This window comes from Chitinimonas arctica (assembly GCF_007431345.1).
GTDB classification, from domain to species: Bacteria; Pseudomonadota; Gammaproteobacteria; order Burkholderiales; family Chitinimonadaceae; genus Chitinimonas; species Chitinimonas arctica.
This window is the reverse complement of sequence record NZ_CP041730.1, coordinates 4,691,130-4,716,870: the sequence shown is the minus strand read 5'-3', so window position 1 is coordinate 4,716,870 and position 25,741 is coordinate 4,691,130. Positions and strand designations below refer to the sequence as shown.

Sequence of the window (25,741 nt, the reverse complement as noted above, 5' to 3'; positions counted from 1 at the left end):
GAGAAACCATCGAAATGCGCCCAACGTCACGCTTCTTATTGCCTTTGCTTACCGCCGGATTGCTCGCTTCTGGACAAGCCGCAGAAACGGTAACCATCGGACACGTTGGGCCGGTTTCCAGCCTGCTGAAGGAAAACGCCGTAAGCGCCGAGAACACCTTGAGCGCCTACTTCGAGGAATTGAACAAGAAGGGCGGCGTAAACGGCCTGAAGATCAAGATGGTCTTCGGCGACGACGGCTTCAATCCGCAAAAGTACGCCGAAGAAACCCGCCGCATCATTCAGGAAAGCAAGCCCATCGCCATGCTGGGCGCCGCTGGTTCGGCCGGCCCGCTGGAGCTGATCAAGCAGAATATCCTGAGCGATGCCAAGATCCCCTTGATCGCACCGATCTCCGGCGCGCCCGCGCTGCGCAGCAACCCATTCATGTTTCATATGCGCGCCAGCTGGGTCGATGAAATGAACAAGCTGGGCCAGCAGATGGCCTCGCTGGGCCATCAGCGCATCGGCGTTTTCTTCCAGAACGACCAGGACGGCAAGTTCGGCCTGTTCGCCGCCCGCCAGGAGGCCAAGAAAAGCAATCTGGAAGTGGTGGCCACCGGCAGTTACGAAAAGAATACGGTCAACGTGGATGCCGCCGTCAAGGCCATCAATGAACAGAACCCGACGGCCGTACTGCTGCTGGGTACCGACGATGCCAGCGGCGCTTTCCTGAAGGCCTATCGCAAGGCCGGCGGTTCGGCCCAGATGTATACGGTGTCGGTGGTCGGCGCCAAGGAACTGATCGCAGCGGCCGGCATCGACTCGGCCCGCGGTACCGGCATCAGCCAGGTCATGCCTTATATCTATTCCGACTCATCGGCCCTGGTCAAGGAATACCGCGCCTTCGTAAAACGCAATAAGCTCAAGCTCGGCTATGTCGAATTCGAATACTTCGTGGCGGCCAATGTCGTGACCGAGGCATTGAAAAAGGTCGATAAGCGCGAAGTGAACGGCGAAACCCTGATGGCCGCCATCGAGGCGCTGGGTACCGTCAACCTGGGGGGCTACCGGCTTACCTTCGGGCCTAACCAGCATGTCGGCTCGAAATTCGTGGAAGTCACGGTGATCGGGCCTAGCGGGGAATTGATCCGCTAGGGTCACAGCCGGTCTACGGCTCCCTGCCGTGCCCCAACGTTTCCTGGAGAAAGGCGATAAAACTCGCCAGCTTCGGTGGCATGTGCGCATCGGGCAGATGCACCACATGGATGGGCAAGGTCTGCGCCGGCCAATCGGGAAAAAGGCGGACGAGCCGACCCGCATCCAGATCTTCCTGCAGCATCATCCGGGGTTGGAGAATGATGCCCAATCCCGCGAGCGCGGCCTCGCGAAGCGCGAGACCGCCATTGACGTCAAGACGGCCGCGCACCGCGATGCGCTCCACGCCGTTGCCGTCGGGACGTGAGAAACGCCATTCGTGTTCCGGACCCGTTGCGACCATAAAAGCCAGGCAGTTGTGCTGCGCCAGATCGGCGGGCGTCCGCGGCTGCCCATGGCGCGCCAGATAGGCCGGCGACGCACAGACAATACGCGACGAATGGGCCAACGGCCGCGCAATCAAGCCCGAGTCCGGCAGCACACCGACACGGATGGCGGCGTCAAAGCCCTCTTCCGCCAGATCGACGAAGCGGTCGTTGAGGGACAGCTCAACCTGGACCTCGGGATAGCAATCGAAGTATGCAGCAAGCGCCGGTACGAGCACGCGGGTGCCGTAGATAACCGGACAACTGACCCGCAATCGGCCACGCGGGCTGTTCTGCATCTCGCGCGCATCCAGTTCGGCGGAGTCCACCAGCGCCAGGATTTCGACGCATCGCGCGTGATAGCGCTTGCCGAGTTCGGTCAGGCTCTGGCGTCGCGTGGTGCGATTCAGCAAACGGCCTTTGAGGTGCCGCTCCAATTCGCGAATATGGTTGCCGACCATCGTGGGCGTCATGCCACTGCCTTCGGCCGCAGCGGTGAAGCTGCCGCGCTCGACCACGCGTGCAAATATCGCCATGCTGCTGAATCGATCCATTCGCAAGCCCTATTAACCAGTGTGCAAAGAAATGGTGTATTTATCAAACTTATCTAACGAATAATACTCGGGTCCTGGCTTTACTCACAACCCACAGCAAGGACCCGCAATGACTATCGCAATCACAAACCTTCAGCATCAACACGTCGTCCTGCTGGGCGGCACCTCGGGGATCGGCCTTGCCACGGCCCATGCCGCGCTGGCCGCCGGCGCCTCGGTGACCGTGGTTTCATCGCGCAGTCAGCGCGTCGCCGAGGCCGTCGCCAGGCTCGGCGACCGGGCAGCGGGGTACACGGTCGATCTGAATAACGAAGCCGCTGTGCGTGGCCTGTTTGAACAACTCGGACCGTTCGACCATCTGGTCTACAGCGCCGGCGACTCGTTGCAAACCGGCGCGCTCGCCGACATGGACCTCGATACGGTCCGCCAGGTTTTCGATGTGCGCGTCTTCGGTGCCATTGCCGCCGTCAAACATGCGGCGTCGTATCTGCGTCCCGGCGGCTCCGTGGTGCTAACCAGCGGTATCGCCAGCTTGCGGCCACAAAAGGGTTGGGTGGCGCTGGCCAGCGCCTGCAGCGCGATGGAAGGCCTCACGCGGGCACTGGCGGTGGAGTTGGCGCCCATTCGCGTCAACCTGGTGAGTCCCGGTTTAGTGCGCACGCCGCTGTGGGCCAACTTGTCCGAAGCTGACCGCGAGGCACTCTACGCCGCGAGCGGGGCGGCCCTGCCGGTGGGTCGTGTCGGCGAGGCGGAGGACCTCGCGCAAACTTATGTCCATTTGATGGCCAATCGCCATGCCACGGGACAGGCCATCATCGTGGACGGCGGTGGCGTGCTGGTTTGAGAGGCATTCCGCTCGATTTATACCGCTAGAGACGAGGATCTCTTTCCCGAACGTCGATCTTGACTGTTCAATCCTCTCGAAAGGTGCAATTCGCGAACGGCCGCTTCCGTGTTGCCAGATTGTGCCCCCCGGGAAATTGTCCAACAGCCTGTTGGACAATTTCATTTGGGATCGGCCAGCCAATGGGCAAAGCCCTTTCGTCTTCGCCCCATGTGCTCAACCATGCGCGCACTTCCTGACCGGTCAAGTGCCGGCCGGTTTCCCGATAGGCCGCCCAAGAGGCTAAGGCTACCTGCTTGAAGTTTTCTCGGGCTTTCACGCGCTCGACGTATTGCCGGACGGCTTCGAGCTTGATCCAGTGGGACGAGCGACGGCTGGTGAGATGTTGGACGCGGCCTTTGAGCGTGTCGTCGATCTTGAGGGACATTGCCATGGCGGGTCTCTTATCGCATGGTAAAACCAGGTGAAAATGTAGCCTCCCCGCCCTTGCCCCTCAAACGATGGGATAGCCTGCCACGCAAAGCAAAAGACCACCTTGAACGATAAAGGTGGTCTTCTGTAAATCGCCCTGCAGCTTACACACGCATTTCCGGCACATGCTCCGGCACATGCATGGCCCCGGCGGTCTTCGCGACAATTTCCTCCACGCTGACGCCCGGCGCCCGCTCCAGCAAATGGAAGCGGCCGTCGGAAATGGCCACCACCGCCAGATCGGTCACCACCTTGCGGATGCAGCTGACGCCCGTCAGCGGCAAGGTGCAGGCCGGCAGCAGCTTGGAATTGCCGGCCTTGTCGGTGTGCTGCATGGTCACCACGATATTCTGGGCGCCGGCCACCAGGTCCATCGCGCCGCCCATGCCCTTGACCAGCTTGCCCGGAACCATCCAGCTGGCGATGCTGCCATTGACGTCCACTTCGAACGCGCCCAGCACGGTCAGGTCGACATGCCCGCCCCGGATCATGGCGAAGGACTCGGCCGAGCTGAAGAATGCGGCGCCGGGGATGGTGGTCACGGTCTGCTTGCCGGCATTGATCAGGTCGGCATCGACTTCCGCATCGGTCGGGAATTGACCCATTCCGAGCAGGCCGTTCTCGGACTGCAGCATGACTTCCATACCAACGGGGATATAGTTCGCCACCAGGGTGGGAATACCGATCCCCAGGTTGACGTAATAGCCGTCGCGCAATTCCTGCGCGACGCGCATGGCGATTTGTTCGCGGGAAAGTGCCATCTGATTCTCCTTATGCCTTCCGCACGGTGCGTTGTTCGATGCGCTTCTCGAAGCTACCCTTGATCACACGGTGCACATAAATGCCGGGCGTATGGATATGCTCCGGGTCCAGGCTGCCGGCCGGGACGATCTCTTCCACTTCCGCCACGGTGATACGGCCGGCGGTGGCCATCATCGGATTGAAGTTCATGGCCGTCTTGCGGAACACCAGATTGCCGTATTCATCCGCCTTCCAGGCGCGCACCAGCGCGAAATCGGCCGTCAAGGCGCGTTCCTGCACATACATGCGGCCGTCGAATTCCGCCGTGGGCTTGCCTTCCGCCACCTGGGTGCCGTAGCCGGTCGCCGTGTAGAAGGCCGGGATACCGGCGCCGCCGGCGCGGATCTTCTCGGCCAGCGTGCCTTGCGGTGTCAGGATCACTTCCATCTCGCCCGACAGCAGCAGCTGTTCGAACAAGGCATTCTCTCCCACGTACGAGGCGATCATGGTGCGGATCTGGCGCTTCTCCAGCCACAGGCCCAGACCGAAGCCGTCCACGCCGGCATTGTTGGAAATCACGGTAAGACCTGTGTGGCCGGCCTCGTAGACGCTGCGTATCAGCCCTTCGGGAATGCCGCAGAGGCCGAAGCCGCCCACCATGACGGTCATGCCGTCCTGGAAGCCGGCCAGCGCCGAATCGAGGCTGTTAACGACTTTATTGAACCCGGACATGGGGTGTTGTCTCCTGGGAATGGGGCGAATGCGCCCGCTCGGTATCGCAATGCGGCCGGACTACCGCCGCCGGACCATAACCTTCGGTCATGGTTGACGTGTACGTCAATCGAATTCTAGCACGACGAGCCGCCCGGCAAGCGAGGCGGCGCCGGCCCCTGTGATAGACTGGCCGCCGCCGTCGGTTGCATGCCGGCACAGCTTAAAGTCATTCGTTATTCCACGAGGGTGCATCATGTCGGGTAGTTCCTTGGGTCTGTTGTTCACGGTTACCTCCTTCGGCGAGAGCCACGGCCCGGCCATCGGCTGCGTGGTGGACGGCTGCCCACCGGGATTGGCGATCTGCGAGGCCGACATCCAGGCGGAACTGGACCGCCGCAAACCCGGCACCAGCCGGCATGTGACGCAGCGGCAAGAGGCGGACCGGGTCGAAATCCTGTCCGGCACCTTCGAGGGCAAGACCACCGGCCATCCCATCGCCCTGCTGATACGCAATACCGACCAGCGCAGCCAGGACTACGGCAAGATCGTCGAAACCTTCCGGCCCGGCCATGCCGACTATACGTACTGGCATAAGTACGGCATCCGCGACTATCGTGGCGGCGGCCGCAGCTCGGCCCGCGAGACCGCGGTGCGGGTCGCCGCCGGCGCCATCGCCAAGAAATGGCTGAAGGAACAGTTCGGCATCGAGATCCGCGGCTATATGAGCCAGCTGGGCGAGATCGCCATTCCCTTCAAATCCTGGCAGCACATCGGCGAAAATGCCTTCTTTGCCCCGAACGATGAAATCGTCCCGGCGCTGGAAAGCTATATGGACCGCATTCGCGCCGAGCGCGACTCGATAGGCGCGCGCATCGAGGTGGTCGCCGAAAACGTTCCCGTCGGCTGGGGTGAACCGGTCTACGACAGGCTGGATGCGGATATCGCCCATGCGCTGATGAGCATCAACGCGGTCAAGGGCGTGGAAATCGGCGATGGCTTCGATGTGGTGGCGCAACGCGGCAGCCTGCATGGCGACGAACTTACGCCGGCCGGTTTTGCCAGCAACCATGCCGGCGGCGTGCTCGGCGGCGTCTCCACCGGCCAAGCCATCCGTGCCAGCATCGCCATCAAGCCCACCTCCAGCATTCCGCAGCCGCGCAATTCGATAGACAAGCAAGGCCAAGCGGTCGAGGTTTCCACCACCGGCCGGCACGACCCCTGCGTGGGCATACGCGCCACCCCCATCGCCGAAGCCATGCTTGCCCTGGTGCTGATCGATCACGCCCTTCGCCACCGGGCGCAAAACGCCGACGTAGCGGTCGCCACGCCGAGAATCCCCGGCCGGATCCAATAAGCCATCGTTGCTGCAGCGCAAATGAAACGCTGCTGCACAGCAAAAAAGGACGCATAAGCGTCCTTTTTTGCTGTGCAATCGCCGCTTATAGAGACAGCGCAAGGGGGCGATCGAACAGGCAACAAAAAGCCGACCCACAGGTCGGCTTTTCTATACTGCCAACTACTAAGCGATTAAGGCTTAGGAGCGTCAGCTGGCTTGGTAGCGTCAGCTGGAGCAGCTGCGGGAGCAGCAGCAGGAGCGGCGGCTGCGTCAGCCGGAGCAGCTGCAGGAGCAGCAGCGTCGGTAGCAGGAGCGGCAGGAGCTGCAGCGGCAGGAGCTTCAACAGCAGGGGTAGCAGCAGGAGCTTCAACAGCAGCTTCTGGCTCTTTCTTACCGCAAGCGGCCAGGCCCAGGGCGAGGAGAGCAGCGATGAGCAGGGTCTTGTTCATGGTTTTACCTTTAAAGGAAGTGGAGTTCACACAAAAAATAAGCAATCGACCGTTGATCGAGGGCTTGAAACCTTTGACGCATCAAATACGACCGACTGCAAAATTCTAGCAGCTTCTAGAGAAAAAACTAGGGAAAAGTGCGTCGCAGCATGACATAAGTTCGTAGGGAATAAGTTGATAATACCCAAACGCACCCGCCGACCCGCCACGCAGGCCATGCACACCCGGTCGATGCGCCAATCCGACGCCTCGCAACCTTGCTGCACCACGCAAATAACCCCACACAGCCACGACAGCCGCATCACTCGCCACCAACGGTGCCGGCAGCCATTTCGGACAGCCGGGACCGAGCGCCGAACTATAGCGTCGTCTCCCGCCAACAAGCAAGGCGGCAGGCATATAAATGGGTGGACTTGGCATTCAGGCAACACATCGGACCAAAGAACGCAAGCCGTAATCCTACCAGTGCGAAATGGCCCAGCGCAGCAATTGCAGGCCGCCGTAAACGACCAGCAAGCCGCCGGCCAGCCGCCTGACCCACTTTTGCTCCCGCAGCCGCCGCAATTGCCCGGCCGCCATGCCCATCGCCAATAGATTGGGCAGGGTTCCCACCCCGAATGCCAAGAGGATCAAGCCGCCATGCAGGGCCGAACCCGCCGCCAGCGCGGCGGTCGCGGCGGTATAGACCAGGCCGCAGGGTAGCCAACCCCACAGCGTACCGGCCAGCCAGGCGCCAGGCAGCGAGCGCAAGGGCAGCAAGGCACTGAAGCGGGGTTGCAATACGCGCCACAGGGGACCACCGACGCGCTCCAGCCGAGCCAGCAAGGGCGACCAGCCCGCCAGGTAGAAACCCAGAAGCATCAGTAGCAATAAAGAGAGTATATAGAGCGCCGTCTGGATAACCGCCGCTTGCGGCAGCCAGGCCACCAGTCCCGACAAACCGCCCAGCAAGGCGCCAATCAGCGCATAGCTGGATAGACGGCCCAGATTGACCGCCAATAACAAGGCAAAGCGGCGACCGCCGGCGGACTGCAATCCCAGTGCCGCGGCCAGGCCTCCGCACATACCCAGGCAATGGACACCGCCAAGAAAGCCGGCCAGGACCCAGCCGGCCAGGGAAATCAACAAGGGATAGCTCAACATCCCATGAGCTTAACACTGCTCCCGGTGCCTACACACCGACGCGCCGCCCGATGTGGGCGCAGGGATCAGCCAAACCACGCACTACGCAACGTTGCCGGGATGGCCGCCATGCGGCTTGCCGTAATCGACCGGACAGTAGCGGTTCACCTGCTCGCTATCGCGCTCGAAGAACAGGGTCATGCCGCTGGAAAGGCCGGCGAACAGCCAGCAGACAAAGAAGCCCACGGAATAGGCGAGCACGCGGCTTTCGAAGATCGGTTCGCCTCCGCTCATCAGCTCCAGGGGGTCGAACAGCGTAAAGAAAAGGCTATTCACCAAACCCGCCACGAGAAACGATGGCCACAACACCAAAATCGACTTCAGTTTCATACAGGATGTCCTCCCTATTATTAACCAGTCTAGTGCCAGTACTCTAATGCATCCTACCTCAGCAATTTGCACACGAAAACCCCATATCGAACAAGCATCTAGCCCGGAACGGAGCTGCTGCGGTGCAGCATTCTTCAGTTAAACTGATCAAAAATTCGGCAGAGCTCGCCAGCTGCTCCATAATGCAACTAGCATACCCTGCTCGCCTCGCCATTTTTCCGCTGCGGAACCCATCAAATGCGCCTCTCGCTTGATGCCTTGCTTGTACTGGATGCCATTGAACGCAAAGGGAGTTTTGCCGCCGCCGCGACCGAACTGCACCGCGTACCCTCGGCCATTACCTACACCATCCAAAAGCTGGAACAAGACCTCGACGTCCTGATTTTCGATCGCAGCGGCCATCGCGCCAGACTGACACCAGCCGGACAAGAGTTGTTGCGCGAAGGCCGCCCCCTACTAGATGCAGCTGTTGCGCTGGAGGCACGGGTCAAGCGCGTGGCCACCGGCTGGGAACCGGAATTACGCATCGCCGTCGGTGATCTGGTGGATTTCGACGTCTTGCTGGAGTCCGTCGCGGCCTTCGACCGCATCGGCGGCGCCACGCGCCTGCGCTTTACTCACGAAGCCTATGGCGGCGCCTGGGATGCGCTGTACACGGGGCGTGCCGATCTCGCCATCGGCGCGCCGGACGACGCACCGCCCGGCGGCGGCTTCAAGAGCCTGCTGCTCGGCGAAGTCCCCTTTGTCCTGGCGGTAGCGCCACAGCATCCGCTGGCCCAGGAGACACAACCCATCGCCATGCAGACCGTACGGGGACATCGCGCCGTCAGCGTAGCCGACAGCTCGCGCAGCCTGGCGCCGCGCACTTCGGGCCTGCTTACCGGCCAGCCCACCCTTAGCGTCACCAGCCAGCGCGAAAAACTGGCGGCGCAACTGGCCGGCCTGGGCGTGGGCTACCTGCCGCTACGGCTGGCAGCCAACCATATCGACGCCGGCCGCCTGGTGGTACTGCAGGTGGACGAGGGCAAACCGGTCCCCCGCCTCTATGCGGCCTGGCCCAGCAAATCGCGCGGCAACGCCTTGCGCTGGTTTCTGGACCACCTCGGCAACGAGGACGTGCAACGCCGGCTTTGCCAGGGAAGCGCCGTTTAAGTGAATTGGGTCCTACTGAATACGCCCGCCACCTTGGCGGCAAGGCTACGGCGGCAAGGCCGGCACATTTGCCACGTACCCGTGGATGCCACGCTGGAAGCGGCCCAAGCCCTCCCCTCCCCTCGCCTGTGGCTGCGCGCGGACGGTCCCGCACCGCAACTGGACAGCGAGGATCTGCTCCTGGACGGCTGCCGGTCCGGCCAGCATCCACACCCGCGTACGCTTAGCCTGGTGTGGCAGGACAGTCCATTCGCGGTGGAGCATGGCTTTCTGCTGGCCGTGGGTGGCGACAGGGCCCTGCTGCAGGCGGCCCAACCCATGCTCGATGCGCTAGCGCCGACGGCGGGTGCCTGGCTCCATGCCGGCGGGCGAGGCGCTCCGGATTTCCTGACCGAGATCCTGACGGATATCGGTTGCGGACTGAGCGGCCTGGCAGGATTGATGCCTACCGTCCTCGCCGGCGGCTATGCGCCGCTGTTGCATAGCCAACAGCTACTGCTGACCCGTTTGGCGGCCAAGGCCGAGGCCTACCTCGCAGCCAGCCACGGAGAAACCTGCCCGGCGGAGCAATCCTTGCCGCCCCTGTTCGCCTACACCCCACCCAATGCCTTGCCGCAGGATACCCCGGCACGCAAGCTGGCCTGCCTGCTGGTCTGGCTGAACGCGCACGGGCGTGAAAAAACCACGCCGTAGCGTGGTTTTTCTGCCACTTCCGCGCCAGCGAGCTGATAAAACCAGCGCTTCGCGGAATTGCCCGGTCGCTTTAAACGGCGCCGGCGGCTGCCTTATTACGGCTGGCCTTGGCTGCTGCACCCGCCGCGGCATTGGCCGAGGTTTCGGCTGCGGCCACGCCGGCTTCGGCGAAATCGCTGGTGACCTTCTTGGCGGTCTTGGCCACGGTGTCGTAAGCCGATGCAGCCGTCGCCACCGCCGTCTTCACCGCCGAAACGATGATTTCGGAACCGGCCGGCGCTTGCTTGACTGCCTTGTCCAGGGTGGAAACCAGGCCCTTGTTGAACTCGACGACCTGCTCTTCGACGAAGGCGCCGATTTCGGACTGCGAGGTGCTGGTGGCTTCATAGACACCCTTGGCAACCGCGAGGGCCTTGTCGATGGCCGGCTGCGACAGTTGCTGCTGCAAAGCCAGGAAGCCCTGCACGTCCTTTACCTCGGAAAAAGCCTTGGCCGTGGCCGTATTCTCTGCAAACAGATCGCGGGCAACATCCAACTGCAGGGCGACAAGACGCTCGACACCGGACAGGGCGATATTGGAAAGGCGAATCGATTTTTCAAGCTGGGCTTGCCCGAAGGCGGCGAAATCCGAGGTAGCAAACATATAGGTTTTCTCCTGACTGACTATCGATTAGGTGAGCGGTCGAAACAATATATCCATGCCGCAACGTGATCGAAGTATGGCTGCGTCGATTTGCCACGTCAAGCATTGTTTTGTGCGCCGCACAAAATAGTCACTACGCATGATTAGTGTTACAGAACAGTCACTTGACAAATAGAGCAATCAGCCTAATGCGGCACTGCACTTAGGTCCCGGCGGTGGGTGGCGTCTTTTGCCGTATCGCCAAAATAGCTTGATTTCTCAGGGTTTTACACAAGGAAAGCTCTTTCCGCCCCAAGCGCAAGCTGCTTCCGGCGGCTTTGTCGGCGTAGAACAAGCCTACGATTTTTTTATCGATGACGATCGGCATCAACAGAAAGGTGCTGCCCGCACCGATCTGCCGAAACCAATGCGGGATACGGTCACGGATGGCGAGGCTGTCGACGTCTTCGATCAGGACATCGACGTTGTTGGACAAGCTGACCCGAAAGACATCGGCGGTATCGTCCAAGGGCAGCGCGAAACGGGGCAGGAAGGCGTCGATATCCTCGCCGAAACCGAAGCGCCCGATAATGGCATTGCGCTGTACGCTGCGGGTCGCGATCAAGGCGCGGTTGACGCCCAGGCTGCGATAGATGGTTTCCAGAATCATCCGCAGCAAATCGTTGAGCCGAAAATCGTCCAGCAGGGTTTCGGTCACATCCTGGACGCAGCTGGCCAAGGCATCGACGACTTCCGGCCGATCGAACGTCTCCAGCGCCACAAAAGCCGCACCCGCCGTCTTGGCCAAGGGATCGGTCGCGGTTTGCGCTGCCGTCTCGGCTGGTGTTCTCGACGACAGGCCCGCCGCTGCAGCCGCTTCGCCGCCCTGCTGCGCCAAGGTCGGCAATCCCGCCAAGCTACGCAGGCGCGCCAGCACGCCGGAAGCCTGCGCCTCCAGGCCGAAGATGGCGGCTTCACGCAGGGTTTCACGCGCGGCATCGTCCACCGATACGCGCAGCTCGCGTTCGCTCAAGCGCAGCGCCTCGCCGAACTGGTCGCGCACTTGCAGAAACCCCTTGAATCGCGCCGGCTCGCCGTCGGCCAGCGTCGCCCGCGTCAGCAGATTGCCGGCATTGGCGAACAATCTCAGCCAGTCGCCGTCATGGCGCGGCGGACGTGGCTTGCCGGTTTCGGCCGCCATACTGCTGATCAGCTTGCCGGGCAGATTCCAGGCCTGCCCCACGCTCATACCCAGCTCTTCATAGCTGACGCCCAGTTGGCGCCTGGCAGCGCTATCCTCCGGCTCGCCGCCGTCCACCAGGCGGTTGATCTCCTGCGCCTCCCGGTGGAAAAAGAACAAGGTCAGCAAACGCCCCAAGAGATGGAACATGCCCGATACGCGGGCTTCCTCCAGATCGCGGTAGCCACTTTTTTCCGCCAGCTGGCGGGCCACCAGGCTGGCGAAAAAGGCGCGGGCGGCTTCATCCTTCAGCTCGCCGGCCTGCTCGTGGTCGGTCAAGTGTTCGATCAACACCAGCGACATCGCCATGGACTTGACCGTACCGAAGCCCAGGACCATCACCGCGCGCGAGATCGTACTGATGGAACCGCCGAACTGGCCGTAGGTGGCCGAATTGGCCAGGCGCAGCACTTTATTGGTCAGCGAAAAATCGCGCAGGATGACCGTCGCCAGCGCTTGCAGCTTCTCGGTATCGCCGTCGGTGATGCGATTGAGCGCGCCGATGGCACGCGACAAGGCAGGGAAATCCTCGGTTTTTTCCATGCGGCGCAGCAGCTGCGCACCCAGGCTGTCATCCTCTTCGCCAGGCCCGTCCAGGGCTTCCAGCTCCGCAAGATAGTCGATCAGGGCTGCGCGTAATTCCAGCAGATGTTCGTATTTCGGTGCGGCCGGCTCGCCCAGCGCACCCAGCACGATGGATTCCAGGCGGGGATCGAGATCGGGCACCAAGCCAGGCAAGGACGGCAGGGCGCCGCGCGGGTCGCGCAGCGGCGGGCTGCCTGTCAGCATATGGAAGAGCAGCGCGCCCATGCCCCGCAGTGCATCGTCGCCCGCTTCGCCGCGCGGCAGGATGGCCGCCAAGCGGGGCATATCGTCGCTATCGAGCAAGACGCGTTCGGCCGACACCGGCCCCAGCGGGTGCCCGACCAGACGGCCATGGACCGCCCCATCGAGCAATTTCAGGCCCAGCCTGACCGCTTCCATCTTGGCCATCGACCCGCCGGCCAAGCGTTCGGCCAGGCTCTCGCCTTCGCCCCAGCGATAGGCCAGCCAGCGTGTACCATCGATTTCCGCATCGCCCTCCAAGGGCGCCAATACGGCATGGCCACCGTCACAAGCCAATTGCGTTGCGATCAGCCCGGGATCCGGCACCAGCAGCGCCCAATGGCCATCCTCCGCTTGTGCCAGCCAGGTACGGCCCGCCTCGGCCACGAGGGTGTAGATCGTCTCTTCCGCCATGTCCATCCCATGCAAGCGCGGATGCGATAGGCTCCGCAACGCTGCTTCGAGCGTAGCAGACGCATGCCGGAAAACCAGCTGCGCTGGCAGGGTGTATGCCCGGTACTACGCGGGTTCCGGCAGTACCAATTGTCCCAGCTCGGCCAAGGGCGGCAACTCGCTGCGGCTTTTCAGGCCCAGATCGTCGAGAAAGGCCCGCGTGGTCGAGTACAGGCCTGGGCGGCCGGGCGTTTCGCGATAGCCGACCACCTCGATCCAGTTCCGCTCTTCCAGCACCTTGACGATATTGGTCGAAACCGCCACGCCGCGGATTTCCTCGATCTCGCCACGGGTAAGCGGTCCCTTGTAGGCAATGATGGCCAAGGTCTCCATCACCGCCCGCGAGTAGCGCGGCGGCTTTTCGGGGCTGAGCCGGTCGAGATAGGGCTGGAATTCCAGCCTGGCACGAAAACGCCAGCCGCTGGCCAGCTTGACCAGCTCCACCCCCCTGCCCTGCCACGCCTGCTGGATGGACTCCAGCACCTCGTTCAGCAGATCGGCCTTCAATTCCTCGGCAAACAACTTCTTGATATCGTGCAAACCCAGCGGCTCGGGCGTCACCAGCAAGGCGGTTTCGATCACGGTTTGCAGATGGCGGCGGTCGTGCAGGGCGGATTGCATGGCTTCAATGAGTCGCCGCCAAGGCAGGGGCTTCCGCGCCCGCCAAGCGTACATAGATGGGTTGATAGGGTTCGTCTTGCGTCACGGCGACCAAGCCTTCCTTGGTCAGTTCCAGCACCGCGATAAAGCTGACCACCAGCATGGGCACCCCACGGCTGGTGTCGAACAATTGGCAGAATTCCAGATACCGGCCACCGGCCAGTCGCCGCAGGATGTCGCTCATCTGCTCGCGCACGCTCAGCTCATCCGGCCGTACGGTATGGTGCTTGCTATGCTTGGCCCGGGCCAATAGCGACAGCCAGGCGCTGCGCAGGTCCACCGGCGTGACTTCGGGCAGCCGCACCACCAGTTCGCGATCGAACCAGGCGGCGGCCCAGTGGAAATCGCGGCCGGCCTGCGGGAGCTGGTCCAGCTCGAAGGCGGCCAGCTTCATCTGTTCGTACTCGAGCAAGCGGCGCACCAGCTCGGCGCGCGGGTCATGCTCATCCCCTTCCAGGGCGACTGGCCGAGGCAGTAGCATGCGCGACTTGATTTCGATCAATAGCGCCGCCATCAGCAGGTACTCGGCCGCCAGCTCCAGCTGTTGCCGATGCATGGCCTCGACATAATCCATATATTGGCGAGTGACCACCGCCATGGGAATATCGAGGATATCGAGGTTCTGCTTGCGGATCAGGTAGAGCAGCAGATCGAGCGGACCTTCGAAGCGCTCCAGCATCACCCGCAGGGCATCGGGCGGGATATAGAGATCCTGCGGCAGTTCGGTCACCGGCTGGCCGAACAGCATGGCAAACGGCGCGGCCGGGTGGCTCATTACTCGGTCCCTGGCTCGACCGGCGCGGTATCGTCCACACTGGGGTCGCGGCAGACCAGCACCTTGTCGATGCGTTTGCCATCCATATCGACCACTTCGAATATCCAGCCGTTCCAATCGAGCCTGTCGGCGGTCTGCGGCAAGCGTCCCAGCAGCAGCATCAACATGCCTGCCAGGGTGTGGTAGCGGCCCTTGTCTTCTTCCGGCACCTGGCGAAGGCTGAGCAGATCCTTCAACTCGGGGATAGGAATCAAGCCGTCCAGCAGCCAGCTACCGTCTTCGCGCTGCACAGCCCAGGCATCTTCATTGTCGCTGGACTTGAATTCGCCGGTAATCGCTTCCAATAGGTCCTGCAGCGTAACCAGTCCCTGGATCTCGCCATACTCGTCGATCACCAAGGCCATCTGCACCGAGGTCGTGCGGAAATTCTCCAGCAGTTCCATCCCGGTCAGCGTATCCGGCACATAGGCCACCTGTTGCAGGTGGGTGGCGAAGTCGGCCTTCTCTCCCCGCAGGGTTTGACCCAGGATCTGCTTGGCGGTGGCGATGCCCAGCACTTCGTCCAGACCGTTCTTGCACACCGGGTAGCGCGAGTGATCGGTATTGGCGATCTTGTCGAGGTTGGCGCCGTGCTCGTCTTCCACATCGAGAAAGACGATTTCCGAACGGGGCGTCATCAGCGAACCGATCTGCCGGTCGTCGAGCCGGAACACATTACGCACCATCTCGTGTTCCTGCTGCTCGATGGCGCCGGATTCGGAGCCTTCGGCCAGCAGGGCATGAATCTCTTCCTGGGTCACCGTATTGGTCTGCTCGTTGCGCACGCCCAGGGTCCGCAGGGTGAGATCGGTGGAGGCGGTCAGCAAGCGCACAAAGGGCTTGGTCAGGGTAGCCAGCCACTGCACGGGCCGCGCCACGAGGCGGGCAATGGGTTCGGGGTTGAGCTGGCCGATGCGCTTGGGCACAAGCTCGCCCAGCACGATGGAGACATAGGTAATCGATACCACCACCAGGACCAGGGCCAGGCCCTCGGCGGTCTTGGCTTCCATGCCCACGCCCTTCAGCCAGGTAGCGAACGGGCCAGCCAAAGCCGATTCACCGACGATACCGTTCAACACGCCGATCGACGTGATGCCGATCTGCATGGTGGAAAGAAAACGCGTGGGATTTTCGCCCAGCTGGATGGCGGCGCGCGCACCGGCGTCATCGCTCTCCGCCAGTACCTGCAGACGTGCGCGGCGCGCGGTGACAAGGGCGATCTCGGACATGGCGAACAGGCCATTCATCAAGATTAGTCCGAGTAGTAAGGCAATTTCCATGAAAGGATGATTGGAGTGACGAAGCCGCTAGTGTAACCGCCCACCCGGAATTGGGGCAGATTAGACAAGTCCCGATGGCAAAACTGTCGCGCAGGGCATGGCTGCCTGCCCACTTCGCCACATTTTCCCACCCCCTTCAGACAGCCTTGACAGCCGGGCGAGCAAGTAAATAGCGGCGCCCGCCTCGGTATTGCCTGTTTTTAAGGCAAGTTAACAACTCGCCTGACTGCTCAAGCGCTTGCTTAGATTATCCACAGCTCGCTCACAGGCTTATGCCTGCATGGTTGTGGGTAAATCAGACGCCGCTAATCAAGCCTCGCAGCAGTTCGGAGGCCCCGTTCCAGAAAATCTGCACCCCGATACACAACAGGATAAAGGCGGACAACCGCAGGAAGACGGTAATGCCGGTCTCGCCCAGGCGATCGAGTAGCCGGTTGGCGAAACGGTAACAGTAATACACCGTCAGACAGACCAGCACGATGCCGATGACGCCACCGGCCAGGTTCAAGGCATCGATACCGCCGCGACTGCGTAGCGCTACCCCCAGGGTGATCGCCACCGAAATCGATCCCGGTCCGATCGTGAAGGGAAAAGTCAGCGGAAAGAAGGCGCGCTTCAGATTATTGCGTTCGGCCGGCGTGGTCTGGCTTTGTTCCATGCTGTGGTCCTCGGCTTCCAGCAAACGCCAGCCGGCGGTAGCCACCACCAGACCGCCGCCTACCTTGACCACTTCAAGCGAGATGCCGAAGAATTTAAGCAGATAGGTCCCCACGAACATGGCGCCCAGCAGCATGAATAGGCCGTTGATGGCGATACGCTTGGCGATGGCCTTGCGCTCCCGCTCGCTGCTGCCTTGGGTGTAAGCGAGAAAGATGGGGGCGACACCGGGAGGATTGAGGATGGGAATCAAGGCGGTGAGCACCAAGAGGATGCTCTTGATGAATTCGACCAAGTCGTAGGCCATAAGGAAGCTCTGCAAAAGTTTTAATCTGAATCTGCACCGCAACACCCGGCAAAGCCGGGTGTTAACGGCCCGTGCACCGTCACCGTCGTTTCGCTGATTTACCCCACTCCCCCCGCCCTCGCCGCCGCGAGGGAGCCTCGCTGGCGCTCGTGAATGGACTTTTGCATAGTTTCCATAACAACACTTTCGAGTAAGTATCAATTCAATGTAGCAGCAAGGCGCTAGTGTCAAACATCCGCCCTGCCCAAAAAATAGGCGATCCGGAATTGGCCAATCGCATCAGCCACTTGCGGGATCTATGCACAGCCCGCCCACAAGCTTGTTCGCCCGGATGTGTGGACGAACACCTTGGCATGCGCGCAAGCCACCTAAAATAGGGGAACACCCGCATGCCAGATGCTATTTCCATCGTCAAAGTTCCGGGCAAACAGCATAAATACGTCCAATTCCGCGCATTGCCTAATTATTAGGCAAGCGTGGAAAACCCCATGCGTTCAGCCACTTGAATGGCTTGCCCACAGACCGCCCACAAGCTTGTTAGCCTTGGACTGTGTATATCGCCTGCGCCATCGCCAAGGGGAAATACACACCTACCTGCAGCCCTCCCGGACTGGTGAATCTCACCCTGGCGCCATGCAGGCTGGCTATCCTGCGCAAGATGGACAAGCCCAGGCCGCTGCCGGGCCTGCTCTCTCCCGCCCGGAAGAAGCGTTCGCCCAAACGCTCCAGCAAGCCTTCCGGAACGCCTTCGCCGCTATCCCGCACCGACAGGCAGATCTCGTCACCCTCGCGGGACAGGCGCACCGTTACGGTACCGCCGCGCGGCGTATGGGCAATGGCATTGTCGAAGAGATTGCGCAGGGCCAGGCGCAGCAGGCCGGGCGAGCCATGCAGTTGGCAGGTCTCGCCGTCCAATGAAAGTTCGATATCTTTCAGCAAAGCCACGCGGGTGCAATCGACCAACTCTTCGCGGGCGAGCTGCAGCAGGTCGCACCGCCCCGCATCGGGGACCGCATCCAGGTGATCCAGGCGGGCCAGCGTCAGCAATTGATCGATCAGGCGCGATGCCGCCACCACGCCAGTCAATGCTTGCCCCAAGGCATGCTGGCGCGCCACGGCATCGTCCTCGCCGACCGCCACCTCCACCTGGGCGCGAATGGCGGCCAGCGGCGTGCGCAGCTCGTGCGAGGCATCGGCGGTAAACCGCCGTTCCTGCTCCAGCGCGGCATCGACCCGCGCCAGCAGCAGGTTGATCTCGTCCACCAACGGCTGCGCTTCCCGCGGGGTGGCCACGGCGGCAACCGGGGAAAGATCGTCCGGTTTGCGGCCGGCAACCTGGCGCGACAAATCATACAAGGGCGCCAGCCCGCGCCCGACCGCCAGCCAGACCAGGGCGACCATCAGCACCAGGGAAACGAACCAGGGCACGGCCAGGCTGGCGGCCAGATCGCGCGCCAATACCGTGCGCTCGTGCGAGGGCCGCGCCACCACCAGCCAATTGCCGCTATCGGGATCCTTCACCCGCATCACCCGCCAGCGTCCCTCCGGGGTGCCCAGCGTCTGGAAGCGCGGGGCGTCGTGGCTATAGGGCAGCCTGGGGGCGAACTCGCTGCGGAACAACTGCGTGCCGTCGCTGGACCACACATACACGACAAAGGGATCTTCATCGTCAAAGGAATGAAAGCCGGGCGCATCGACCGCGGCCTTGATATGCGCCAGGTCCAGGGTAAACAGCGTGGCGGCGACATGTTCTAGCTGCTGGTCGAACAGCTTGTCCACTTCCCGCAGCATAAATACATAGGCGCCCAGGGCCAGCGCCAGCCAGACGGGCGCCAGCACGCCCAAGGTCAATACGATCAGCCGTCGCCGCAGCGACTTGCGCGGCACATTGCGGTCGCGGCTAACCCTTGGCCGGGTCGAGTACATAGCCCACCCCGCGCAAGGTCTTTATCCAGTCGCTACCCAGCTTCTTGCGTAAATGATGGACATGGACCTCGATGGCATTGCTTTCCACTTCCTCACCCCAGCCGTAAAGCGCGTTTTCGATCTGCTCGCGCGACAAGGGACGACCCGGTTGGGCGATCAGCAGGGCCAACAGGTCGAATTCACGCATGGAGAGTTCCAAGGCCTTGTCGCCCAGCGTGGTACGGCGCAGGGCGGGGTCCAGGGTCAGCTCGCCATGGCGGAACAGCGGCTCGCAACGGCCGGCGGCACGGCGGGCCAAGGCGCGCAGACGGGCGGCCAATTCGGCGATGGCGACCGGTTTGACCAGGTAGTCGTCGGCGCCGGCATCCAGCCCGGCGATCCTGTCCTCCAGCGCATCGCGAGCGGTCAACATCAGTACCGGGCTGGCGTTGCGCCGGCTGCGCAGCACTTTCAACAGGGATAGCCCGTCACGGCGTGGCAGGTTCCAGTCCAGCACGACGGCGGCAAAAGTCTCGGTCGCCAAGGCGGCATCGGCCGCCATGCCGTCGCGTACCCAATCCACCGTAAAACCGGACTGGCTCAAGCCGGCACGCAAGCCGTCGCCCAGCAGGGCATCATCTTCCACCAGCAGTATGCGCATTGCCCAGCCATCTCCCGCTCAATTTGTCTCACGATCCGGCCGTAGCCAGTAGAACACCGCCAGGCATACCGCCCAACATACCCAGGCGGACCAAAGCGTATGCGATAGAAAATGCGCCCCGCGCATTTGCTGTCCCCAGCCAAGCGCCGCGCCATAGGCGAATACGCTGAGCCCGACAATCCAGGCCACCTTGCGATCGCGCCCCAGCCAGAGCAAGGCCAGGCCGAACAGGCCGAAGCCGCTGGTCGCGTGGCCAGCCGGAAAACAACCGCCACGGGCCACGCCCAATTGCCCGCTGAACCAATAGATATGGTCCAGGGCCGCACCACCATAGCGCTGTAGATCCCAGGGACACTGCACACCGCTGAGCGGCTTGAGCGTAGCCACCAGCGCCGGCGCCGTTGTCATGGCCAGCGCAGCCGCCAGCCACCGCCTGCTGCCTGGCCGCCAGCGCGGCGACAGACGCCCCGCCAGCACGCGTAGCCAGGCCAGCGCCAAGACCGTGATGGCGGCCCGCTTCAGCCAGACATGGCTAAAGGTATCCAACCACCAGTTGCCGCGCCCGGCAAAACCTTGCCCAGACTGGTAATAGCCGTCGGCGAGCCGATAGTCCAAAGCGGTCAGCGAAAACACCAGGCAGAGTGCGACAGCCAACAGCAGCATTGATTCCCAAGCCCGCTTCGGCAAGGCGCTCATGGCTGGGCGCTCGATAAGCCCGGTACGGCCATGGAATCGGTCATCGGAATATTCAGGGAAAGCGCGGTGGGGTGGAAATCGGCGAGAGAAAAGAAAGAAGGCATCGGCTGCGGCATGAACATAGGAAGGAGCGATGATAGGCCAAGCGCCCCGGCTCAGCCATCGACGCGGATCTTGACCGCTTGCCCCGTTACCGGGTTCAGGTAGATCTCCACCTTGCGGCCGGACTTGTCCGTGCCGTAGATTTCATAGCAGTGTCTTACCACCTTGAATTTCTTGACTACGTAGCCATCCGCCTTGAGCCTGGCCCGCATGGAATCCTCGCTCATCCAGCGATTCCGCGGCTCGTTCGTGCATTCCGGCGCAGCCCATGCGGCACTGGCCAGACAAGCGGCGATCAAGGCGGGAATGGCAGCGTGCATAAGGGTGTACTCGAGACGGTGGTCGGATGCAGGATTTGACCTCTTGAACCTTAGGCCAAACTTAATGCCGCATAAAAAAGCGGGCCTGCCCTGTGGTTTTTCCCTACAAGGGCAGCGGCTAACCATGCCTGGCGTGCATTCCCGGGTGGAGAACAGCAAATCCAGAGGCTATGCTCCAGACGGTAGCAATCCGTATACCTCGCCGCTGCATCCTGTTCACGCATAGGGTAAAGAACGATGAGCCTGCCGCTCGATCTGATCGCCGACCTGCGTTTGTCCGACCTGGCCGCCGAGCCCTTGTGGCCGTCGGCCCTGGTCGCCGGCGCCGCCCACTATGCCGATGCGGACAGCCGCATCATGCGTTCACCTATCGATGCGGCGATTCTGGGCCATTTCGTCCCCGCCACGGCAGGCTTGGCCAATCATGCGGTGGAAGCCGCCCACGGCGCATTCCTCAAGTGGCGCTGTGTGCCGGCCCCCTTGCGCGGCGAATTGGTGCGCTGCATAGGCAACAAGATTCGTTTGCGCAAAACCGCCCTTGCCCGGCTGATTACCCTGGAGGCCGGCAAAATTTGCAGCGAGGCGGAAGGCGAAGTGCAGGAATGCATCGATATCTGCGACTTCGCCGTCGGCCTGGCGCGCCAGTTGCACGGCCTGACCATCGCCAGCGAGCGTCCCAAGCATCGCATGATGGAACAATGGCAGCCGCTGGGCGCGGTGGGCATTATCACGTCCTTCAATTTCCCCATGGCGGTCTGGGCCTGGAATGCCATGCTGGGCCTGGTCTGCGGCGACGCCGTCGTCTGGAAGCCGTCCGAGAAAGCCCCGCTCTGTGCGATCGCCCTGCAGCGGCTGGTCGAAGAGGCCATAGACGAGATGAACGACACCATCCCCGCCCATGTATGCCAGTTGATACTGGGCGAGCACGAGGCAGGAGAGCGGATCGCTTCCCACCCCTTGTTGCCCCTGATATCGGCAACCGGTTCGAGCCGAATGGGCCGCGTCGTGGCGCAAACGGTAGCGGCCAGGCTGGGACGCGTGCTATTGGAGCTTGGCGGCAACAATGCCCTGATCGTCACTCCCAGTGCCAATCTCGATATGGCGCTGCAGGCCATTGTATTTGCCGCCGTCGGCACGGCAGGCCAGCGCTGCACCACGCTGCGCAGGCTGATCGTCCACGAGAGCCTGATCGACCAATTCGCCGAGCGCCTGGTCCAGGGTTTCGACAATGTCCCGATCGGTCACCCCAGCGATGACGGTGTTCTGCTGGGTCCGCTGATCGATGCGGATGCCTATTGGGCCATGCAGCAAGCGCTACAGGCAGCGGAGCAACAAGGTGGCCAGCGTCTCACCGGCGGCCAGCGGGTGGAGCAGGGTGTACCGCTCAATGGCTTCTATGTCCGGCCAGCCCTGATACGGGTGGCGGGCAATCTCGATATCGTTCGCGAAGAGACCTTCGCCCCCATCCTCTATTTGATGCCCTATGCGGAACTGGATGACGCCATCGAATTGAACAATGCCGTCAGCCAAGGCCTCAGCTCCGCCATCTTTACCGATAGCGTACGCGAAGCGGAAGCCTTCCTCGGGCCGGCCGGCTCGGACTGCGGTATCGCCAACGTCAATATCGGCACCAGTGGCGCCGAAATCGGTGCGGCCTTCGGCGGCGAAAAGGACACCGGCGGCGGCCGCGAGGCGGGCTCCGATGCCTGGAAAAACTATATGCGCCGCACCACCAATACCATCAATTACGGCAGCGAACTGACACTGGCACAGGGGGTGCGGTTCACGCTGTAGACCGGTGAGAGCGTATGCGCGCGGCGATTGCGCTATATGCCCCCAATCCCGGCGGCGCGGATTTGCCTTACCGCGCCAAAGGCATTTTCTTTTTCGACATCAATATCTCCTCGAAACTCCTGGATAGCGTTTGAGTCGCCTCGCTCGCCCCATTGGCGGCAATGCACTGAAATATGCCGGTTCCAATATGATGCCGCTCATAGCCATACTCCCAGCGCACGAAATCCGTGTATCTCGCAGCCGCTTCGCAATGCACCGCTATACCCTCCAACACGGTCATCTTAAAATCGTATTTTTTATTTCGGCGCAATATTAAATCCATCGCTTGTGCTTGCAGCTTCTTGCCCGCATCGATTTTACCAATTAATGCATCCCGCAGCGTGGCCATAATTTTGATAACCCTACGCTCCGCCTCCGCCGCCTTATAATCAATTTTAATAGCATGGTTATTTTCCGAAACAAGAACTTCACCCTCCCCGACCGATGCCAATTTTTTACGAATCGCGCCTTTCCTCAACAGCCGCTTCGCCGTGTCAGTATCTTTCGCCAGTACGATCACAGGTGATTTTTTCTGGCCCCACAATTCGGCAACGCTGAGTTCGGACGGCAACTCCACCAGCAGGTCCGCTTCAGTCAGACCGCTCGATGTCCCCATGGGGTTGCTGGACCACACTGGCACCGGCTTATACGCAGGCACCTTCGAGTATGCCTCATCACTATCCAACGAGCCGGTCTCGATCCCCTTCCCTTTTATCTCGCGTACTTGCCGGTTCAATTCCGACGAAATAAACGCCGCATCGCTCTTTCTAAAAAGCTTCTTTACTCCTTCCGAAAAAGAAATCGCCAGACGTTCTACTGCATTGGTATCGATCAAATCCCGGCTTGCCACGAAAGACTTCTCATTTTCGCGATATTCAATATTGTAATCACGACCTTTCCCGATATTTAAATACCCTCCTGAGCGCTGAATATCCGCCATGCGCGATACCATATACTTGGCGGTTTGCTCCCGACTATCCCGACTGATGACATGCACCGGGCCTCCCAGCTTCTCGCGGCGCATACTTTTTCCAAATTCATCGAAATCCTTGGAAAAGAAAGAAACACCCGAACACGCAGCCATATAAGACAGCACACCCATATCATTCCCTCGCAGTCAAGCCAGTGATTAAAATGCACTCCCCCTTTATCCAACCATGGATTTCAGCATTCCAGATCCTCAAGTGTAATACCGCCATTAAAGCGGTCAGCCGCCCGCTGCATCACCAGTTTCTTCGAATAGGTGCCACGCACTCCGCACACCTCCTCATATTCTTCTTTTATATTGTCATACTCCTCCAGCTTCCCGCGCAAAGCCTGCAAGAATGGCAAAGCCTCGCCCAGCTTGGCTTTAGCCGAAATATCCGCCATCAATTGATGCCTGTTCCGACGATTTTCATCCACACGTCTGAGCCGCTCACGCTCAAGTGCTGCCGGCTTATACTTTAATTTGTACAATTTCATATCGATAGGCGTACCTTCCGAATCCGCACGCTCGACGACACAGGCTTCGCCACGTTCCACATGTGCCATCTTGTTTCGGTACTTATCCGCTATCTGGTTCTCCTCGGACCTTGTCAGCAAACAGATGCGGGGGCACACCCGCTTTTTCGCGGCGCCCGGGGCATGGCTCGAACCACTTCCACTTCCACTTCCACTTCCACTTCCACTTCCACTTGCGCCAGGCGACGAATCAAGCGGCGTCAAGCGCTTGCCATTCAGCGCCGATGCATAGGTGGCCGCGCTACCGATCCCCAGCCCATATTTGATGGTTTCGCGCACCGAGTAGAAAAAGCGGCTTACCCCCTTCTTGTCGCTCAAATTCCGTTCAACCTGAAATTTTTTACCGCTATATTGGATATCGAATGTCTTTCCATCGGCCAATTCCAGGACAGCGGCGTGCTCTTTTAAATCTTCACTTTTTCTCCGCAAGTAATCCGACGTGACCTGCCGAGTATGATCGCTGAATATCAGCATTCGCCCGTCAGCGAGGCACTGCTTTTCTTTTTGCTTTTGCAGAGCAATATCCGCCTTGCAACTGGAATAAGAAGGGCCAATTGAGAATAATGCCGAAATACACATATCCCACACCCCTTTACGACGCGGTCGCATGTTCATTATGTTACCCATGCGCATTACCCTCGCTACAACTTTTTGCGCTCGCAATTTTTTATTGCGCCAAAAATTTTATCGCTATCTTTTGAAAAAAAATCTAACCTACTGTTTTTCTAACTACGTGCCGTGCCAGCGCAGGCAGGATACGCAGCTACCGTTCATCGGCTCGTAGCCCCATGACTGAATGGATCCCGCTCCCATCCGGATCGATTGTCAGGCGCGGCATACCGCGAAGCCGGTTCATGCCATGCCGCCCGCATCGCTACGGCGGACCGCCGGCCATCGCCGGCTTCCCTCCGGTAATCACCCTAAAACCTCGCCGGCCCACTTTCTCGCTATAGTGAGAAAAAAGCGATCGAACGAGGGCGACATGCGGCGTAGCGAAGGTTTTACCCTGATCGAAATGGCGGTGGTGATCGCCATCGCGGGTGTCTTGTTGACGCTGGGGGTGAGCGTTGCCATGTCGCAATTGCAGAATGCGCAGCGCGCGGGTAGCAAGACCGCACTGGATGGCGCTAAGGATGCCTTGCTGGGTTATTTCGCGGGCAACCACCGCTTTCCCTGCCCCGATGATGATCGGGATGGCCTTGAGGATTTCAACGGCCCGATCAGCAATGGCCGTTGCGCCAATGCACTTGGTACCATTCCTTACTCCACCATGGGCATTCCCCGTGCCCAGGTGATGGATGGCTACGGCAATTTCCTCAGCTATGTTCTCAGCGCTGATCGAAATCCACCGCTGCCGGTTAATCCCGCCAATCCATGGATTTGGGCGAACCAGTTGACCACGTACACCACACCTACTCTGCCACAGGTGACATCTTGCAGCCGGGACGGCTCCACGCCGGATGTTGGCCCACGTGGCGAACTTGTGGTCGAAACCGCCCCCGGCACCGAAGTGACCATCCCGGGCAACAATGGCGACGGCCGTATACGCGCCGTCCTGGTATTAATTTCGCACGGTGCGAACGCACTAGGTGCCTGGGGACCGACTGGCGTGCGCAATACCTTGCCGCCCGCTGCCAGTCCCGAACGAGCCAATACGCAAGCGGTCAACACCCCTCCGCCCGTCAACGGCAGCACTCCGAATATCTACCACGCCTATGCCTATTCGGATGTCGCGGCCACACCGTTTGACGACCAGCTCGTTTATGTCACCGAAGGCAATAGGTCGCCGCTCCTACCGCCCCCCGCCCCCCCACCCACCGACACCCCCACCGGCACGCTATACAATTTCATGGTAGGCAGCCTGCACCGCCCCGATATCTGCCAATAGGAAGCACC

Annotated in this window: 26 protein-coding genes; 7 read left to right on the top strand and 19 right to left on the bottom strand. The window is 61.1% G+C overall.

Annotated features, from left to right (window positions below):
• The first annotated feature begins 14 nt into the window (after positions 1-14).
• The gene (locus FNU76_RS21560) at positions 15-1,136 is read left to right on the top strand and encodes an ABC transporter substrate-binding protein (protein WP_144280113.1); all 1,122 of its coding nucleotides are present in this window, start codon (positions 15-17) and stop codon (positions 1,134-1,136) included.
• A 13-nt stretch (positions 1,137-1,149) separates the two neighbouring features.
• Here the strand turns inward: FNU76_RS21560 and FNU76_RS21555 are convergent, their stop codons facing one another.
• Positions 1,150-2,055 carry a LysR family transcriptional regulator gene (locus tag FNU76_RS21555; protein ID WP_144280112.1) on the bottom strand — a complete coding sequence of 302 codons (906 nt, stop codon included), beginning with the start codon at positions 2,053-2,055 and terminating at the stop codon, positions 1,150-1,152.
• Between the two features lie 109 nt (positions 2,056-2,164).
• Between FNU76_RS21555 and FNU76_RS21550 the strand changes: the two genes are divergently transcribed.
• Complete coding sequence (locus FNU76_RS21550; protein ID WP_144280111.1) at positions 2,165-2,899, top strand: SDR family oxidoreductase; 735 nt, start codon at positions 2,165-2,167, stop codon at positions 2,897-2,899.
• 67 nt (positions 2,900-2,966) lie between these two features.
• On the opposite strand, the gene FNU76_RS21545 is transcribed toward FNU76_RS21550, so the two are convergent.
• From FNU76_RS21545 to FNU76_RS21535, 3 genes are all read right to left on the bottom strand, one after another.
• Positions 2,967-3,332, bottom strand: coding sequence for a CopG family ribbon-helix-helix protein (locus FNU76_RS21545; protein ID WP_223879128.1), 366 nt, complete (start codon positions 3,330-3,332; stop codon positions 2,967-2,969).
• A gap of 142 nt (positions 3,333-3,474) precedes the next feature.
• On the bottom strand, positions 3,475-4,131 hold the full coding sequence (locus FNU76_RS21540; RefSeq protein ID WP_144280110.1) for a 3-oxoacid CoA-transferase subunit B: 657 nt from the start codon (positions 4,129-4,131) through the stop codon (positions 3,475-3,477).
• Between the two features lie 10 nt (positions 4,132-4,141).
• Positions 4,142-4,843 carry a CoA transferase subunit A gene (locus tag FNU76_RS21535; protein ID WP_144280109.1) on the bottom strand — a complete coding sequence of 234 codons (702 nt, stop codon included), beginning with the start codon at positions 4,841-4,843 and terminating at the stop codon, positions 4,142-4,144.
• 235 nt (positions 4,844-5,078) lie between these two features.
• Between FNU76_RS21535 and aroC the strand changes: the two genes are divergently transcribed.
• Positions 5,079-6,179: a chorismate synthase gene (aroC, locus tag FNU76_RS21530; RefSeq protein WP_144280108.1), complete on the top strand. Its 1,101-nt coding sequence runs from the start codon at positions 5,079-5,081 to the stop codon at positions 6,177-6,179.
• Between the two features lie 85 nt (positions 6,180-6,264).
• Here the strand turns inward: aroC and FNU76_RS21525 are convergent, their stop codons facing one another.
• The 3 genes from FNU76_RS21525 to FNU76_RS21515 form a co-directional block, all read right to left on the bottom strand.
• Positions 6,265-6,531 (bottom strand): hypothetical protein, encoded by a 267-nt coding sequence (locus FNU76_RS21525; protein WP_179958238.1) that lies wholly within the window; start codon positions 6,529-6,531, stop codon positions 6,265-6,267.
• Positions 6,532-7,069: 538 nt separating this feature from the next.
• The gene (locus tag FNU76_RS21520; protein ID WP_144280107.1) at positions 7,070-7,753 is read right to left on the bottom strand and encodes a sulfite exporter TauE/SafE family protein; all 684 of its coding nucleotides are present in this window, start codon (positions 7,751-7,753) and stop codon (positions 7,070-7,072) included.
• A gap of 81 nt (positions 7,754-7,834) precedes the next feature.
• Positions 7,835-8,122 carry a hypothetical protein gene (locus FNU76_RS21515; RefSeq protein ID WP_144280106.1) on the bottom strand — a complete coding sequence of 96 codons (288 nt, stop codon included), beginning with the start codon at positions 8,120-8,122 and terminating at the stop codon, positions 7,835-7,837.
• A gap of 237 nt (positions 8,123-8,359) precedes the next feature.
• Here FNU76_RS21515 and FNU76_RS21510 point away from each other — a divergent pair, with 237 nt between their 5' ends.
• Together FNU76_RS21510 and FNU76_RS21505 are read left to right on the top strand one after the other, a co-directional pair.
• On the top strand, positions 8,360-9,274 hold the full coding sequence (locus tag FNU76_RS21510; RefSeq protein WP_144280105.1) for a LysR family transcriptional regulator: 915 nt from the start codon (positions 8,360-8,362) through the stop codon (positions 9,272-9,274).
• Positions 9,275-9,967, top strand: a complete 693-nt coding sequence (locus FNU76_RS21505; protein ID WP_144280104.1) for a hypothetical protein — start codon at positions 9,275-9,277, stop codon at positions 9,965-9,967.
• Between the two features lie 70 nt (positions 9,968-10,037).
• On the opposite strand, the gene FNU76_RS21500 is transcribed toward FNU76_RS21505, so the two are convergent.
• The 10 genes from FNU76_RS21500 to FNU76_RS21455 form a co-directional block, all read right to left on the bottom strand.
• Complete coding sequence (locus tag FNU76_RS21500) at positions 10,038-10,610, bottom strand: phasin family protein (RefSeq protein ID WP_144280103.1); 573 nt, start codon at positions 10,608-10,610, stop codon at positions 10,038-10,040.
• A 202-nt stretch (positions 10,611-10,812) separates the two neighbouring features.
• Positions 10,813-13,068, bottom strand: a complete 2,256-nt coding sequence (locus FNU76_RS21495) for an HDOD domain-containing protein (protein ID WP_179958237.1) — start codon at positions 13,066-13,068, stop codon at positions 10,813-10,815.
• 105 nt (positions 13,069-13,173) lie between these two features.
• Complete coding sequence (gene scpB, locus FNU76_RS21490) at positions 13,174-13,728, bottom strand: SMC-Scp complex subunit ScpB (protein WP_144280101.1); 555 nt, start codon at positions 13,726-13,728, stop codon at positions 13,174-13,176.
• 4 nt (positions 13,729-13,732) lie between these two features.
• Positions 13,733-14,542 (bottom strand): segregation and condensation protein A, encoded by an 810-nt coding sequence (locus FNU76_RS21485; protein WP_144280100.1) that lies wholly within the window; start codon positions 14,540-14,542, stop codon positions 13,733-13,735.
• Positions 14,542-15,861: a hemolysin family protein gene (locus FNU76_RS21480; RefSeq protein ID WP_144280099.1), complete on the bottom strand. Its 1,320-nt coding sequence runs from the start codon at positions 15,859-15,861 to the stop codon at positions 14,542-14,544. The genes FNU76_RS21485 and FNU76_RS21480 overlap by 1 nt, the downstream gene beginning before the upstream one ends.
• 295 nt (positions 15,862-16,156) lie before the next feature.
• Positions 16,157-16,825: a MarC family protein gene (locus FNU76_RS21475; protein ID WP_144280098.1), complete on the bottom strand. Its 669-nt coding sequence runs from the start codon at positions 16,823-16,825 to the stop codon at positions 16,157-16,159.
• A 537-nt stretch (positions 16,826-17,362) separates the two neighbouring features.
• Positions 17,363-18,751, bottom strand: coding sequence for an ATP-binding protein (locus FNU76_RS21470; protein ID WP_144280097.1), 1,389 nt, complete (start codon positions 18,749-18,751; stop codon positions 17,363-17,365).
• Positions 18,726-19,391 (bottom strand): response regulator, encoded by a 666-nt coding sequence (locus tag FNU76_RS21465; protein ID WP_144280096.1) that lies wholly within the window; start codon positions 19,389-19,391, stop codon positions 18,726-18,728. The genes FNU76_RS21470 and FNU76_RS21465 overlap by 26 nt, the downstream gene beginning before the upstream one ends.
• Positions 19,392-19,409: 18 nt before the next feature.
• On the bottom strand, positions 19,410-20,087 hold the full coding sequence (locus FNU76_RS21460; RefSeq protein WP_144280095.1) for a phosphatase PAP2 family protein: 678 nt from the start codon (positions 20,085-20,087) through the stop codon (positions 19,410-19,412).
• A gap of 155 nt (positions 20,088-20,242) precedes the next feature.
• Positions 20,243-20,509, bottom strand: coding sequence for a PepSY domain-containing protein (locus FNU76_RS21455; RefSeq protein WP_144280094.1), 267 nt, complete (start codon positions 20,507-20,509; stop codon positions 20,243-20,245).
• Positions 20,510-20,746: 237 nt separating this feature from the next.
• On the opposite strand from FNU76_RS21455, the gene amaB reads away from it, so the two are divergent.
• Positions 20,747-22,303: an L-piperidine-6-carboxylate dehydrogenase gene (gene amaB / locus FNU76_RS21450; RefSeq protein WP_223879127.1), complete on the top strand. Its 1,557-nt coding sequence runs from the start codon at positions 20,747-20,749 to the stop codon at positions 22,301-22,303.
• Positions 22,304-22,370: 67 nt separating this feature from the next.
• On the opposite strand, the gene FNU76_RS21445 is transcribed toward amaB, so the two are convergent.
• Together FNU76_RS21445 and FNU76_RS24210 are read right to left on the bottom strand one after the other, a co-directional pair.
• Entirely contained in the window at positions 22,371-23,444 is a 1,074-nt protein-coding gene (locus FNU76_RS21445) for a hypothetical protein (protein ID WP_144280093.1), read from the bottom strand.
• Positions 23,445-23,506: 62 nt separating this feature from the next.
• Positions 23,507-24,472, bottom strand: a complete 966-nt coding sequence (locus FNU76_RS24210; RefSeq protein ID WP_179958236.1) for a hypothetical protein — start codon at positions 24,470-24,472, stop codon at positions 23,507-23,509.
• A gap of 355 nt (positions 24,473-24,827) precedes the next feature.
• Here FNU76_RS24210 and FNU76_RS21435 point away from each other — a divergent pair, with 355 nt between their 5' ends.
• On the top strand, positions 24,828-25,733 hold the full coding sequence (locus tag FNU76_RS21435) for a type II secretion system protein (RefSeq protein ID WP_179958235.1): 906 nt from the start codon (positions 24,828-24,830) through the stop codon (positions 25,731-25,733).
• Positions 25,734-25,741 lie beyond the last annotated feature (8 nt).

Bases quoted from the DNA above. Each gene is read 5' to 3' on its own strand.
- FNU76_RS21555 (WP_144280112.1), bottom strand. From the start codon at position 2,055: ATGGATCGATTCAGCAGCATGGCGATATTTGCACGCGTGGTCGAGCGC.
- FNU76_RS21455 (WP_144280094.1), bottom strand. From the start codon at position 20,509: ATGCACGCTGCCATTCCCGCCTTGATCGCCGCTTGTCTGGCCAGTGCC.
- FNU76_RS21535 (WP_144280109.1), bottom strand. From the start codon at position 4,843: ATGTCCGGGTTCAATAAAGTCGTTAACAGCCTCGATTCGGCGCTGGCC.
- FNU76_RS21550 (WP_144280111.1), top strand. From the start codon at position 2,165: ATGACTATCGCAATCACAAACCTTCAGCATCAACACGTCGTCCTGCTG.
- FNU76_RS21545 (WP_223879128.1), bottom strand. From the start codon at position 3,332: ATGGCAATGTCCCTCAAGATCGACGACACGCTCAAAGGCCGCGTCCAA.
- FNU76_RS21475 (WP_144280098.1), bottom strand. From the start codon at position 16,825: ATGGCCTACGACTTGGTCGAATTCATCAAGAGCATCCTCTTGGTGCTC.
- FNU76_RS21515 (WP_144280106.1), bottom strand. From the start codon at position 8,122: ATGAAACTGAAGTCGATTTTGGTGTTGTGGCCATCGTTTCTCGTGGCG.
- FNU76_RS21500 (WP_144280103.1), bottom strand. From the start codon at position 10,610: ATGTTTGCTACCTCGGATTTCGCCGCCTTCGGGCAAGCCCAGCTTGAA.
- FNU76_RS24210 (WP_179958236.1), bottom strand. From the start codon at position 24,472: ATGGGTAACATAATGAACATGCGACCGCGTCGTAAAGGGGTGTGGGAT.
- FNU76_RS21485 (WP_144280100.1), bottom strand. From the start codon at position 14,542: ATGAGCCACCCGGCCGCGCCGTTTGCCATGCTGTTCGGCCAGCCGGTG.
- FNU76_RS21445 (WP_144280093.1), bottom strand. From the start codon at position 23,444: ATGGGTGTGCTGTCTTATATGGCTGCGTGTTCGGGTGTTTCTTTCTTT.
- scpB (WP_144280101.1), bottom strand. From the start codon at position 13,728: ATGCAATCCGCCCTGCACGACCGCCGCCATCTGCAAACCGTGATCGAA.
- FNU76_RS21495 (WP_179958237.1), bottom strand. From the start codon at position 13,068: ATGGCGGAAGAGACGATCTACACCCTCGTGGCCGAGGCGGGCCGTACC.
- FNU76_RS21480 (WP_144280099.1), bottom strand. From the start codon at position 15,861: ATGGAAATTGCCTTACTACTCGGACTAATCTTGATGAATGGCCTGTTC.
- FNU76_RS21470 (WP_144280097.1), bottom strand. From the start codon at position 18,751: ATGTACTCGACCCGGCCAAGGGTTAGCCGCGACCGCAATGTGCCGCGC.
- FNU76_RS21560 (WP_144280113.1), top strand. From the start codon at position 15: ATGCGCCCAACGTCACGCTTCTTATTGCCTTTGCTTACCGCCGGATTG.
- aroC (WP_144280108.1), top strand. From the start codon at position 5,079: ATGTCGGGTAGTTCCTTGGGTCTGTTGTTCACGGTTACCTCCTTCGGC.
- FNU76_RS21435 (WP_179958235.1), top strand. From the start codon at position 24,828: ATGCGGCGTAGCGAAGGTTTTACCCTGATCGAAATGGCGGTGGTGATC.
- FNU76_RS21520 (WP_144280107.1), bottom strand. From the start codon at position 7,753: ATGTTGAGCTATCCCTTGTTGATTTCCCTGGCCGGCTGGGTCCTGGCC.
- FNU76_RS21540 (WP_144280110.1), bottom strand. From the start codon at position 4,131: ATGGCACTTTCCCGCGAACAAATCGCCATGCGCGTCGCGCAGGAATTG.
- FNU76_RS21510 (WP_144280105.1), top strand. From the start codon at position 8,360: ATGCGCCTCTCGCTTGATGCCTTGCTTGTACTGGATGCCATTGAACGC.
- FNU76_RS21465 (WP_144280096.1), bottom strand. From the start codon at position 19,391: ATGCGCATACTGCTGGTGGAAGATGATGCCCTGCTGGGCGACGGCTTG.
- FNU76_RS21460 (WP_144280095.1), bottom strand. From the start codon at position 20,087: ATGAGCGCCTTGCCGAAGCGGGCTTGGGAATCAATGCTGCTGTTGGCT.
- amaB (WP_223879127.1), top strand. From the start codon at position 20,747: ATGAGCCTGCCGCTCGATCTGATCGCCGACCTGCGTTTGTCCGACCTG.